Source organism: Ruegeria sp. HKCCD7296, from assembly GCF_013110775.1.
Lineage (GTDB): Bacteria > Pseudomonadota > Alphaproteobacteria > Rhodobacterales > Rhodobacteraceae > Ruegeria.
On sequence record NZ_WVRF01000002.1, the window covers coordinates 125591 to 137906 of the forward strand.

Genomic DNA, 12316 nt, shown 5'->3' on the forward strand with positions numbered 1-12316 from the left:
GTGGTTGGAATCTGGACAATATTTCAACTTGGTCCTATCCCGAATGACATGACCGAGATTACAGAAACGTTGGACGCCCTTGGGCTTTTGTGTCCTCTGCCCGTCCTCAAAGCCCGCAAACGGCTTAAATCCTTGCCTGCAGGGGCCGTACTGCGTGTTTTGGCCGATGACCCGGCGGCTATCGTCGATGTCCCGCATTTCTGCGCCGAGGCTGGGCATACATTGTTGTCGCAAGATCTTGATGGTGCGCATCAGATTTACTTGATTCAAAAATCTGTCTGAAAACCCTTGCGCCAACGAAAAAAAGCGGGCCCATCAGCCCGCCTTTCATTATTTACCCAATGACCACCATCCGCGCCGTTTCGGCTTGGCAGGTCCCGGTTCCGGTTCTTCCGCTACGGTTTCCAGCACGGGTTCGGGCGTTTCTTCCACTGGCGCTTCTGCGGCGGGCTCAACCTCATTCGCAGTAGGTTCTTCAACCGCTTTTGCTGCGGTTGATTCCACATCCGCAGCGGGTTCTTCGACGGTTGCATCCGCAACGATGGCTTTGTCGGCCGCATCCGCAACGCTGGCCTCTTCGGCAATCACCGGTTCTTCAACCGCAGGTTCAGGTGCCGCAACAAACGCCTCGCCTTGCTCCTGAGCGACCTCTGTCACGTCACCCTCAGGGGTTTCGGCACCTTTTTCTGCCGCAGGTGCATCCGTTACCGTCTCAGCTTCGGCAACTGCTGTTTCAGCCTGTTCGACCGTTTCTTCTGCTATTGCGTCTTTCTTCCGACGACGTGGCGCGCGCTTGCGCTTGGGCTTGGCAGGTTTTTCTTCGTCAGCGGCTTCTGCCTCGACAACCTCAGTCGCAGCTTCTTCATCGGTGGCCTCGCCCTCAGAAGCCTCCTGTGTCTCGTCGTCATTGCCGTCGCTGGATTGCTCTGTCGCATCCCCATTGCCCCCGCCCTTCTTGCGGCGACGACGACGGCGCTTGCGCTTGGGCTTGGATTCCTCCTCTGCCTGGGCAACTTCGTCTTCGGCGACTTCTTCGTCCGACGAATCCACCAAATCCATCAGTGATGCATCGACGGATACAACAGGCGCAGTGGCTTCCGGCACAATCCGACTGGCGGTCTTGAATTTCTCCATCGAGAAATCGGGGCTGACCAAATGAACGTCACCCTCGATCCGCACCGACAGACCGTACCGCGCCTCAATCTGTGCAATGTGCTCGCGCTTTTGATTCATAAGGAAGTTGGCGATGCTGACAGGGCAGCGCACCAGAACCTCACGCGACCTACGGCGGGTTCCTTCCTCTTCGATCTGACGCAGAATCGACAGGGCCATATTGTCGTCCGAACGGATCAAGCCGGTTCCATGACAGGCCGGGCATGGCTGAGTCGTGGCCTCGATCATACCAGGGCGCAGGCGCTGACGGCTCATCTCCAACAGACCAAAGCCCGAAATCCGGCCAACCTGAATACGCGCCCGATCAGTTTTCAGCTTATCCTTCAGACGCTTTTCAACCGCTGCGTTGTTCTTGCGCTCGTCCATGTCGATGAAATCGATGACAATCAGACCGGCCAAGTCACGCAGACGCAATTGACGGGCAACTTCTTCGGCGGCCTCCAGGTTGGTCTTCAGCGCGGTTTCCTCGATCGAGCCTTCCTTGGTCGCCCGACCCGAGTTCACGTCGATCGCCACCAAAGCCTCAGTGACACCGATCACAATGTAGCCACCGGATTTCAGCTGAACCGTCGGGTTGAACATCCCTGCCAGATAGCTTTCGACCTGATACCGCGCGAACAGAGGCAGGGCATCCTCATACCGTTTCACGTTCTTAGCGTGAGACGGCATGATCATTTTCATGAAGTCCTTGGCGATGCGGTATCCGCCCTCACCCTCGACCAGGACCTCGTCGATATCGCGGTTATAAAGATCGCGGATTGACCGTTTGATCAGGTCGCCTTCTTCATAGATCTTTGCAGGCGCAATCGATTCCAGTGTCAGGGCGCGGATCTGCTCCCACAAGCGCTGCAGGTATTCGTAGTCGCGCTTGATCTCGGACTTGGTGCGCTTGGCGCCCGCTGTACGAATGATCAAACCGGCCCCGGTCGGGACATCAATGTCCGCGGCAATTTCTTTCAGTTTCTTGCGGTCGGCGGCGTTGGTGATTTTGCGGCTGATACCGCCACCGCGCGCAGTGTTCGGCATCAATACGCAATAGCGACCGGCCAAAGACAGGTAGGTTGTCAGTGCAGCGCCCTTGTTGCCGCGCTCTTCCTTGACCACCTGCACCAGCAGGACCTGACGAACCTTGATAACTTCCTGAATCTTATAGCGACGCGGTCGAGGTTTGCGCGGTGGACGGATGTCTTCGCTGTCATCCTCATCCGCTACGGATTCAATTGAATCATCCTTCGAAGACGCATCGGCCCCCGTGCCTTCGGCGCCTTCTTCATCCGCGTCCTGATCATCGGCGGAGTCTGAGGAGGTTTCAGCCGAGGTATCATTATCTTCAACAGCCGAAGCCTCTGCCGCTTCCTCATTCGCTTTGTCCGAAGCTTCCTCGGCTTGATCTACGACATCTGCTGACGCCTCATCCGAGGTTTCAGCAGGCTCTTCGGTGGTCTCACCAGCAGCGTCGTTGACCCCTTCAGCTTCATCAGTCGCGTCATCGACCTCAACAACAGCCGCTTGCTCAGCGTCGTCAGATACAGCGTCCGACGGGGTCGCATCGCTGTCTTCCGGCTCTTCTACCGGTGTTTCCGCGACAATCTCCATGGGCGAGGTTCCCTCGGGCACCTCTGCATCCGTATCTTCGCCGTCGGCCAGATCGATGGTTTCCATACCAGTCGGCTCGGATGAAACTTCCATCGTTTCAACCGGATCGTCCGATTTCACATCGGCCGCCTTGGACCGCGACCGAGACCGCCGTTTCTTGGGCTTGGATTCTTCGGCTTCATCACGCGCCTTCATCGCCTCGGCGTAGGCGCGTTCTTCCTCCATCAATGCCTCACGGTCGGCGACGGGGATCTGGTAATAGTCTGGATGAATTTCCGAAAACGCCAGGAATCCATGCCGGTTCCCGCCATAATCGACAAACGCCGCCTGAAGCGACGGCTCAACCCGTGTTACTTTTGCAAGATAGATGTTGCCAGCAAGCTGGCGCTTGTTTTCGGACTCAAAATCGAACTCCTCGACCTTGTTTCCGTCGACCACCACGACGCGGGTTTCCTCCGAGTGGGTGGCATCGATAAGCATTTTCTTAGCCATGTTTCCTTGGTGCACCGCGCCAAACGCGTTGTCCTGACCTGTCCAGGCGGACAGGCGCATTTGGGGAGGTGTCTTGTCAGGGCGATTTCGGACGGCGCGCGGCAAGGTCTGGCGCTGTGGCCCCCTGCCCGTTCTCTCAATCGTTGCGCGCGCGTCATCGCGGTTCTTCTCCGACAGGCGCGTATGACCGCTGCCTGCCCATTTATTCCTTTCGCCCAAGGGTCCTGGGCTCAGGTACTACACTGCCCCGTTCGGGGCACAATCGGCCTGCTGAACCGCGAGGGCTTGATCCTCATCAACAGATCAGCAGCGAAACTCAAAAATTCGGGTCTTATGGGCGTCAAATTCGCCTGGCCCGTTCGCACACCATAAAAGCAACCCTGTGGAAAAGACAATGGGCAAACTGCATTCCGCGAAAATGCGCGCGGGCGGATCCCTTTCATCTGGCTAAAAATACCTCGGGGGAGTCGCCCAAGGCGACGGGGGCAGCGCCCCCATTCGCGTCACTTAAAGATAGTCTGAACGCTGAAGACCATATTTGGCCATTTTTTCATTCAGCGTCCGGCGCGGCAGGCAGAGTTCGTCCATAACAGACGCAATCGAGCCTTTGTGGCGGCGCATCGTATTGTCGATCAGCATCCGCTCGAACGCTTCGACATATTCCTTCAGCGGCTTACCTTCGGTGGTCATCACCGGCTGCATCTCTTCATGGTCCGACATCAACAGCGACGCAATCGTTCCCGATCCACGGCGCGATTGCAGCACGGCGCGCTCGGCAATATTGATCAATTGGCGCACGTTGCCCGGCCAGGGCGCTTGCAACAGCTGCGCTGCTTCCTGAGCGCTGACCTGAGGCGCATCACAACCGTATTCCTCGGCAAACTGCTCGCTGAGGCGCGTGAAGAGGGTCAGAATGTCCTCACCTCGCTGACGCAGTGGCGGCATCGTGATCCGCAACGCGGCCAGTCGGTAAAACAGATCAGGGCGCAGAACATCCTCAGAGGTTTTTCCCGCTTCCTGCAGATTCGAAATCGCAACGATCCGGGTCTCGGCAGGCGTGCCCTGCTCGTTCATCACGCTCAGCAGCTTGGCCTGTAACGTATCGCTCAGCGCCTCAACATCTTCCAGCACCAGCGTGCCACCGCGCGCTTCTTCGATTGCGGGCAATTGCGCATCCTCGGGCATCATCGGGCCAAACAACCGTTTGGCCAGCGCATCTTCCTCGAGCGCTGCGCAGGATACCAAAACAAACTTCTTGCCCGCGCGGCTGCCCACCGCATGCAGCGCATGCGCCACCAGCGTCTTGCCGGTTCCGGTCTCGCCGTCGATCAACACATGTCCGTCGGCCTGCCCAAGGTCCAGAATATCCTCTCGCAACCGCTCCATCACCGGGCTGGCACCGATCAGCTTATTCATGATCTGCGTGCCACCCGACAGCTCGCGTCGCAGTGCACGGTTGTCCAATGTCAGGCGACGGGCATTGCTGGCGCGCTTGGCCAGTTCGGACATGCGATCGGGATTGAATGGCTTTTCGAGGAAATCGAACGCACCGACACGCATCGCCTCGACCGCCATTGGAACATCACCATGTCCGGTGATCATGATCACAGGCAGGGTGCTGTCGGCGCCCATCAATTTTTTCAGAAGCTGGATGCCATCCATCCCCGGCATTTTGATATCCGAAATCACGATCCCCGGGTAATCCGGCCCCAAAACCTTGAGCGCATCTTCCGCACTGGCAAAGGTTTCAGTGTCATATCCGGACAAAGCAAGCCACTGGCTGATCGACTGGCGCATGTCCTGTTCGTCATCCACAATGGCAATTTTCATGGCCTGTGCCATAGTCATTCCTCGTTATTCCGCGGCCTCAAGGCCGTCGCTTCCCAGTGCTGGCAACTGCATTTCAAACACCGCGCCGCCGTATTGTGCATTGCGCGCAGTCAGCCGTCCCCCATGGTCGTTCACGATCCCAGACGAGATAGCAAGCCCCAGACCTACGCCATCTCCAGGCTGTTTGGTGGTATAGAACGGCTCGAACAGGTTCTCGATATCCTCGATACCATGCCCGTTGTCGCGCACGGTCAGGACCGCCATGTCGCCCGCCGCCAGGATGATTTCCACATCCGGCTCTGCTACTGATTTGGTGGCATCCAGCGCATTTCGCAAGAGGTTGACCATCACCTGCTCGATCCGCATCCGGTCCCCCATCACCATCACAGGTTCTTCCGGCAGGATCTGAGTGATCTTCACATGACGCTGACGCAGTTGGGGCTCCATCATAGACAAGGCCGAGGCCAGCGCTTCACCAAGATTTACAGGCGAAAACGCATCCGCCCCTTTGCGTGCATAAGACTTAAGCTGGCGCGTGATCGCACCCATCCGTTCGATCAGGCCATCGATGCGCCCAAAGCTGGCCAGCGCCTCTTCCGGTCGGTTGCGCCGCAACAACAGACGCGCCCCGGCGAGATATGTTTTCATTGCAGCCAGAGGTTGATTGAGCTCGTGACTGACCGCAGCCGACATCTCGCCCAACGCCGCCAATTTCGAGCTTTGCGCGAGGGTCTGTTCTGCCAAATCCAGCGTCTTTTCAACCCGTTCCCGCTCAGCAATTTCTCGCTGTAGCCGCGCGTTCAATGCGCGAAGCTCTGCCGACTCGCGCTGAAACAGGGCCATGCGCAAGGTGGCCCGACGGCTGAGCGCATAGAACGTCAGCGCCAGAAGAATCGCAAAACCCATGATTTCCAGCGCAAGAACGCTGTTCACCTTTTCGCGGATCGACTCAAAGGTGGTGAAAGATGTCATCTGCCAACCCCGGAACGGGATGCGTGTTTCCATCCGCATCACCGCCTCGCCTTGCAGGTACGCGTCAGGTGGCAAAGCCGTCCAGTCGGTTGTGGCCCGAATGGCGCGTTGAATTGCGCCCTGCGGCGGCTGGCGCAGCATTGCCGTGCTTTCTTCCAAGCCGCGCCAACGTGGCTCGGTGGACAGGATGATCGTTCCGGTGCTGTCCGTGACCATCACCGCGTCTGATATACCGGCCCATGCGCGCTCGAATTTCTGAAGATCCACCTCAACAACGATGACACCCAGAATTTCCGATCCATTTTCCAGTCGCCGGGAATACACAAAACTGTATCCGCCGGATTCCTTCGGAATGACGGAAAAAATTGTCGCGTTTGATCGGACGGCGTCCACAAAATATGCGGTATTTCTGTGCCCTTCGCCTAGTCTGTTCCGATCGGTCGCCGCGACTGTCCGACCGTCGCTGTCCAGCAGCATCAAGGATGCGGCGCCGATTTCTTCTACAAAAGAGATCAACCGCTGCGTTGAAAGCGTGTAGTCACTGGATTGTAGGGCGGAAATCAAGGTTGGGTCACGAGCCAGCAACTGCGGCACGATTGAGTTTCGTCGCAATTCGCTGAGCAAGTTTCCGGAATACAAGGCCAGCCGTAGTTCAGCCCGGTTTCGGGTGGATTCCGTGAACCTGTCAGTCAACAGGCGGTTGGTAATCCAGACCGTTGCGATTGTTGCGACTAGCAACACCAGCACAGACAGGCGCAGCCGCCAGCCCAGTGGCGCACCACGAAACGGTTTCAACAGATTTGACCAGGCTGATCGCACGTCCGAGTTCATGTCCAGACGTTAAGCGCGGGCGCGCGTGACCTCAAGTCACGCCGCTTCAAACACGCCCGACAATGCGCGGAACAGCGCCGCCCCGTCGGTGCCACCGTGACCTTCGTCAGCGGCCCGTTCGGGGTGCGGCATCATTCCCAGCACACGGCGGTTTTCCGACAGAATGCCAGCAATATCACCCACCGAGCCGTTGGGATTCTCGGTATAGGTGAACGCGATACGGTCTTGATCCTGCAATGCCGACAGCGTTTCGTCGTCCGCAAAGTAATTGCCGTCGTGATGTGCAATCGGAATGCCGATCACGTCACCCGCATTGTAGCCGGCGGTAAACACGCTATCGCTGGTTTCAACCTTCAGGCCCACTGTTTTACAAATGTACTTCAGCCCGGCATTGCGCAGCAACGCGCCTGGCAGGATGCCCGTTTCTGTCAAAACCTGGAAACCGTTACAGATACCAACTGCATATCCGCCACGTTCGGTATGATTCACAACCGCTTTGCAGATCGGTGACTTGGCAGCGATGGCCCCGCAGCGCAGATAGTCGCCATACGAAAAGCCGCCCGGTACGCCCACGATATCTACACCGTCGGGCAACGCTGCGTCTTTGTGCCAGACCATATCAACCTTGAAACCGGCCTGCTCAAAAGCGACGGCGAGGTCTCGGTCACAGTTGGATCCGGGGAATACGATTACGGCTGCGCGCATGGCGGGCCCTCCTACGAGACAAAATCAGTAACCACCGCAACGCCCGGAGGGGTCGGATGATCAAAGGCGGCAAGCTCAGCGCTTACCTGGTTGAGAGATATTTTACGCGTGACCAGTGGGCTCAGGTCGATCCCGCCCCCTGCGATCATCGACAACAAGGACGGATAACGCCAGCTTGGCATTCCCCGTGTACCGAAAACAGAAAGCTGGCCAGAGTACAGCACATCCATTGGCAGTGCCATCTGGGTGTGATCCCCCGCAGGCATTCCGATCTGCACCATGCGCCCCAGTTTGCGAAGGGACCGCATCGCGGAGACAGTCGTCACTTCAATGCCCAAGGCTTCAATTGCAACGTACGCGCCGCCGCCAGTGATGTCCTTCACGGCTTGCGACGCATCACAGGTCGTCGCATTCACGACCGCGTCCGCGCCCAGAGACATGGCATAATCCAGCTTGTCGTCTGCGATATCGACCACCACAACCCGTGCACCAAGGGCCTTGCCCAACAGCAGGGTCGAGATTCCAACGCCACCGCCACCAAAGACCGCAATCCATTCCCCACCCTGAACCTGCGCCCGTCCGACCAATGCCTGCCATGCTGTCGTCACCCGGCACCCAAGGGCGGCCGCCACTTCGGGCGCAATGCTGTCGGGCAACAATGTAAGGTTAGCATCCGCATGGGCTACAGCAATGTATTCGGCAAAGGCGCCATCGCAGGTGAACCCAGGCACAATCTGATCGTTGCAGATTGTCTGATGCCCCTGCGCACAATCCGCGCAATGCCCGCAAGCCAGAATGAAGGGAGCAATCACCCTGTCGCCAACCCGCCACCGGGTAACGCGCGCGCCGACCGCAACAACCTCGCCACAATATTCATGACCAGGTGTCATTGGCAGAATAACGTCTGGATCTGCGCCGGACCACGCGTGCCAGTCAGACCTACATACGCCACAGGCCAGAACCCGAACCACCACACCGTCTTCGGCGGGTTCGGGGTCGGGTACCGTCGTAACCTCAAGTGGTTGGCGATAGGTGATCAGACGCGCGGCCCGCATTCGGTCAGACCAGTTCGATCTCGTAGCGTTCAATGACCGTGTTGGCCAACAGCTTTTCGCACATTTCGGTGACATCCGCTTCGGTTGCACCTTCGGTCAGTTCAAGGTCGATCACCTTGCCTTGACGTACACCTTCGACCTTATCAAAGCCCATTGCGCCCAATGCGTGCCGAACAGCTTCGCCCTGCGGGTCCAGTACCCCGTTCTTGAGCATCACATGCACCCGTGCTTTCATTTTGGCAACTCCACCTTCGGGCCGCAATCCATGGCCCATTTCGTTGCGCGGGGGATAGCGTGCCTGACCGTTTTCGACAACCCTGTTTCCCAAGCAGTTTGCCGCAGTTGTCATCAAGCGAAGCGACTCTTTCGGTTAATCACCAACAGATGAACCTTCCGATAACGCAAAAACCAAAATGCGCCGCGGTTTTTGCCGCAGCGCAGTTTAGTTGACACATAAGTCTCCGGAACGGATCAGTTGATCAGTGTCGGCTTGGTGACATTGGTATTCGGAAGCACACCCAACCGGCGCGCGACTTCTGAATATGCATCGGTCAGGTTGCCCAGATCGCGGCGGAACACATCCTTGTCCAGCTTCTGGCCGGTCTCAATATCCCACAGGCGGCAGCTGTCGGGGCTGATTTCGTCAGCCACGATCAGGCGCTGATAGTCGCCATCGAACACGCGTCCGATCTCGATCTTGAAGTCCACCAGCCGAATACCAACTGCCAGCATCACGCCGCTCATGAAATCGTTCACCCGCAGAGCAATGCTGAGGATGTCGTCCATGTCCTGCTGGCTGGCCCAACCAAAGGCCGCGATATGTTCTTCTGTAACCAGAGGATCACCCAGCGCGTCGTCCTTGTAGCAATATTCGACGATCGGGCGCGGCAGCTGTGTCCCTTCTGCTATGCCCAGACGTTTTGACATCGATCCGGCGGCATAGTTTCGAACGATCACTTCCAACGGAACGATTTCGCAATTGCGCACCAGTTGTTCGCGCATGTTCAGGCGGCGAATAAAGTGGTTCGGAATACCGATTTGGGTTAGGCCGTTCATAAAGAACTCGGACAGGCGATTGTTCAATACGCCCTTGCCGTCAATAACGTCCTTCTTTTCCGCGTTAAACGCGGTGGCGTCATCCTTGAAATACTGCACAATTGTGCCCGGTTCGGGACCTTCATACAGAATCTTGGCCTTACCTTCGTAAATTTTTTTGCGACGCGCCATAAGCGACCTTTCCAGTCTGAGCAGAGGGATTGAGTCCCCTCTCGTTGGCGTTCTCTTAGTGCAAGCCCCCTTTTCTCGCAAGTTCATGTACCCGAGAGGCTTTGACGCAGCGCAAATACCTTGCGCACGGGACGTCGTATGGTCATATCATCAGGAAACAAGATGTAACCCAAGAGGTCCTCACCCAATGACCACGTTCGACGAACGCGAAAACGCCTTTGAAGCCAAATTTGCTCATGACGAAGAAATGCAGTTCAAGGCCCAGGCCCGCTGCAACAAACTACTGGGCCTATGGGCGGCAGAGAAACTGGGCAAAACCGGTGCCGATGCCGAAGAATACGCAAAGACGGTTGTAATCGCCGATTTTGAAGAAGCCGGGCACGAGGATGTTGTGCGCAAGGTTTCAGGCGATTTGGGTAGCTTGTCCTCGGATGACGAAATTCGGGCGAAAATGGCCGAGCTTTTGCCAGAGGCCAAAGCGCAGGTTCTGAGCGAGACCGACTAAACGATTAGCGCCTGACTCATGATCTTCATGAGTTTTATGAATTTGATTTGACGCCCCTGTCGTGTGACATGGGGCGTCTCTATTTTTTAACGGCGATTTGCGCCTTTTTCTGGAATACCCCAATGACAAATGCGCTGAGCAAGCTTCTGGACACCAATGATGCCATTCTGGCGGATGGAGCGACTGGAACAAACCTGTTCAACATGGGCCTGCAATCCGGCGATGCGCCTGAACTCTGGAACGTGGACGCTCCCGAAAAAATCAAAGCCCTGTATCAGGGTTCCGTCGATGCGGGCAGCGATCTTTTCTTGACCAATACGTTCGGTGGCACATCGGCGCGGCTCAAATTGCATGACGCACAGAATCGCGTGGGCGAACTGAACCGCATCGGTGCGGAACTTGGGCGTGAAGTTGCGGACAAGGCGGGACGCCCCGTTGTGGTCGCTGGATCCGTTGGCCCGACCGGCGAGATCATGGAACCCGTCGGAAGCTTGTCTCATTCCGAAGCGGTGGAAATGTTCCACGAACAAGCCGCAGCACTGAAAGAAGGCGGAGTGGATGTGCTGTGGGTCGAAACCATCAGCGCGCCCGAAGAATTCCGCGCCGCCGCCGAAGCGTTTGCGCTGGCCGATATGCCCTGGTGTGGCACCATGAGCTTTGACACAGCGGGTCGCACAATGATGGGTGTCACCTCGGCTGATCTGGCGCAACTGGTTGAAACGCTGCCAAACCCGCCCATCGCATTCGGAGCCAATTGTGGAACCGGCGCATCGGATATTCTGCGCACTGTTCTGGGCTTTGGCGCACAGGGCACGGAACGTCCTCTGATCTCAAAAGGTAACGCGGGCATTCCGAAATACGTGGATGGCCACATCCACTATGACGGTACACCCGAATTGATGGGGCAGTATGCAGCTATGGCGCGCGACGCAGGTGCTACGATCATTGGCGGTTGCTGCGGGACCATGCCCGATCACCTGCGCAAGATGCGCGAGGCGCTGGACACCACATCCCGCGGCGAGCGCCCCACCCTGGAACAAATCACTGATGCGCTTGGTCCGTTTACTTCGGCCTCGGACGGAACCGGCGATGATGCTGCACCCGAGCGCCGAGCGCGCCGCCGCCGCCGCGCCTAAATTCGACCTATTCAGCGCCCTTCGAATTTCGGAGGGCGTTTTTCCATGAATGCCACCACACCTTCGGCGAAATCGCGCGAGCGACCGCATTCGCCTTGCAGATGCGCTTCGGTCGCAAGCTGCTGAGGCAGGGTGTTTTCATATGTCCCACGAACAGCTTGCTTGATCGCGCCATAGGCGGCGGTCGGACCTTTGGCCAGGTATTCCGCCCGTTTGCGCCAATGCGCAGCGAAGCCTTCATCAGGGATGGCCTCCCAGATCAGACCCCAATCATCTGCCTGCCGTGCGCTGATCTTGTCGGCAAACAAGGCCGCCCCCATCGCCTTGGCCAGCCCCATTTGACGCGGCATGAACCAGGTTCCGCCGGCGTCGGGCAGCAACCCAATCCGCGAAAAGGCCTGCAGGAAATAGGCGCTTTCGGCAGCAATCACTACATCCGCGCACAGGGCAAGGTTGGCTCCTGCCCCAGCCGCAGCTCCGTTCACGGCCGCAATCGTGGGCACCGGACAGCTGTGAATCGTCTCCAGCATCGGCTCATATTCGTCCCGCAACGAACGTTCCAAGTCAATCTTGCCGGTTGACGACGCATCACCCAAATCCTGTCCCGAGCAAAAAGCAGGTCCAGCGCCGGTGATCACGATGCACCGGGCTCGGGTCGCCGCATCTTTCATTGCGTGAGTGATTTCAGCTCGCATCTGAGTTGTCAGAGCGTTCATCTTGTCAGGTCTGTTCAATGTCAGAACTGCCAGCCCGTCAGAAATATCCAGAACAACCGTTTCGTATTTCATTAAAAC

Annotated in this window: 11 protein-coding genes; 3 read left to right on the forward strand and 8 right to left on the reverse strand. The window is 57.5% G+C overall.

Going from position 1 to position 12316, the window contains the following annotated elements; translation table 11 throughout:
• The first annotated feature begins 48 nt into the window (after positions 1 to 48).
• Positions 49 to 282, forward strand: a complete 234-nt coding sequence (locus GS632_RS03325; RefSeq protein ID WP_171174194.1) for a sulfurtransferase TusA family protein — start codon at positions 49 to 51, stop codon at positions 280 to 282.
• Between the two features lie 48 nt (positions 283 to 330).
• Here GS632_RS03325 and GS632_RS03330 read toward each other — a convergent pair whose 3' ends face one another.
• The 7 genes from GS632_RS03330 to purC all read right to left on the reverse strand — a co-directional run bounded on the left by GS632_RS03330 (position 331) and on the right by purC (position 9881).
• The gene (locus GS632_RS03330; RefSeq protein ID WP_171721419.1) at positions 331 to 3261 is read right to left on the reverse strand and encodes a ribonuclease E/G; all 2931 of its coding nucleotides are present in this window, start codon (positions 3259 to 3261) and stop codon (positions 331 to 333) included.
• A gap of 507 nt (positions 3262 to 3768) precedes the next feature.
• On the reverse strand, positions 3769 to 5103 hold the full coding sequence (locus tag GS632_RS03335; protein WP_050603452.1) for a sigma-54 dependent transcriptional regulator: 1335 nt from the start codon (positions 5101 to 5103) through the stop codon (positions 3769 to 3771).
• Positions 5104 to 5115: 12 nt separating this feature from the next.
• Positions 5116 to 6894, reverse strand: a complete 1779-nt coding sequence (locus tag GS632_RS03340) for an ATP-binding protein (protein ID WP_171174196.1) — start codon at positions 6892 to 6894, stop codon at positions 5116 to 5118.
• A gap of 36 nt (positions 6895 to 6930) precedes the next feature.
• Positions 6931 to 7599: a phosphoribosylformylglycinamidine synthase subunit PurQ gene (purQ, locus tag GS632_RS03345; protein ID WP_171237527.1), complete on the reverse strand. Its 669-nt coding sequence runs from the start codon at positions 7597 to 7599 to the stop codon at positions 6931 to 6933.
• A gap of 11 nt (positions 7600 to 7610) precedes the next feature.
• Positions 7611 to 8654 (reverse strand): zinc-dependent alcohol dehydrogenase family protein, encoded by a 1044-nt coding sequence (locus tag GS632_RS03350; protein ID WP_171721392.1) that lies wholly within the window; start codon positions 8652 to 8654, stop codon positions 7611 to 7613.
• A 4-nt stretch (positions 8655 to 8658) separates the two neighbouring features.
• Entirely contained in the window at positions 8659 to 8889 is a 231-nt protein-coding gene (gene purS / locus GS632_RS03355) for a phosphoribosylformylglycinamidine synthase subunit PurS (protein ID WP_171234565.1), read from the reverse strand.
• A 236-nt stretch (positions 8890 to 9125) separates the two neighbouring features.
• Positions 9126 to 9881 carry a phosphoribosylaminoimidazolesuccinocarboxamide synthase gene (gene purC / locus GS632_RS03360; RefSeq protein ID WP_171234202.1) on the reverse strand — a complete coding sequence of 252 codons (756 nt, stop codon included), beginning with the start codon at positions 9879 to 9881 and terminating at the stop codon, positions 9126 to 9128.
• Positions 9882 to 10068: 187 nt separating this feature from the next.
• Here purC and GS632_RS03365 point away from each other — a divergent pair, with 187 nt between their 5' ends.
• Positions 10069 to 10386, forward strand: a complete 318-nt coding sequence (locus tag GS632_RS03365; RefSeq protein ID WP_171174201.1) for a DUF1476 domain-containing protein — start codon at positions 10069 to 10071, stop codon at positions 10384 to 10386.
• Positions 10387 to 10508: 122 nt separating this feature from the next.
• On the forward strand, positions 10509 to 11522 hold the full coding sequence (gene bmt / locus GS632_RS03370; RefSeq protein WP_171174204.1) for a betaine--homocysteine S-methyltransferase: 1014 nt from the start codon (positions 10509 to 10511) through the stop codon (positions 11520 to 11522).
• 11 nt (positions 11523 to 11533) lie between these two features.
• On the opposite strand, the gene GS632_RS03375 is transcribed toward bmt, so the two are convergent.
• Positions 11534 to 12310 (reverse strand): enoyl-CoA hydratase-related protein, encoded by a 777-nt coding sequence (locus GS632_RS03375; protein WP_171237525.1) that lies wholly within the window; start codon positions 12308 to 12310, stop codon positions 11534 to 11536.
• Between the last annotated feature and the right edge of the window lie 6 nt (positions 12311 to 12316).

Coding starts and splice junctions, on each gene's coding strand:
- GS632_RS03330 (WP_171721419.1), bottom strand. CDS start 3,261: ATGGCTAAGAAAATGCTTATCGATGCCACCCACTCGGAGGAAACCCGC.
- GS632_RS03350 (WP_171721392.1), bottom strand. CDS start 8,654: ATGCGGGCCGCGCGTCTGATCACCTATCGCCAACCACTTGAGGTTACG.
- purC (WP_171234202.1), bottom strand. CDS start 9,881: ATGGCGCGTCGCAAAAAAATTTACGAAGGTAAGGCCAAGATTCTGTAT.
- GS632_RS03325 (WP_171174194.1), top strand. CDS start 49: ATGACCGAGATTACAGAAACGTTGGACGCCCTTGGGCTTTTGTGTCCT.
- GS632_RS03375 (WP_171237525.1), bottom strand. CDS start 12,310: ATGAAATACGAAACGGTTGTTCTGGATATTTCTGACGGGCTGGCAGTT.
- GS632_RS03335 (WP_050603452.1), bottom strand. CDS start 5,103: ATGGCACAGGCCATGAAAATTGCCATTGTGGATGACGAACAGGACATG.
- GS632_RS03340 (WP_171174196.1), bottom strand. CDS start 6,894: ATGAACTCGGACGTGCGATCAGCCTGGTCAAATCTGTTGAAACCGTTT.
- purS (WP_171234565.1), bottom strand. CDS start 8,889: ATGAAAGCACGGGTGCATGTGATGCTCAAGAACGGGGTACTGGACCCG.
- bmt (WP_171174204.1), top strand. CDS start 10,509: ATGACAAATGCGCTGAGCAAGCTTCTGGACACCAATGATGCCATTCTG.
- purQ (WP_171237527.1), bottom strand. CDS start 7,599: ATGCGCGCAGCCGTAATCGTATTCCCCGGATCCAACTGTGACCGAGAC.
- GS632_RS03365 (WP_171174201.1), top strand. CDS start 10,069: ATGACCACGTTCGACGAACGCGAAAACGCCTTTGAAGCCAAATTTGCT.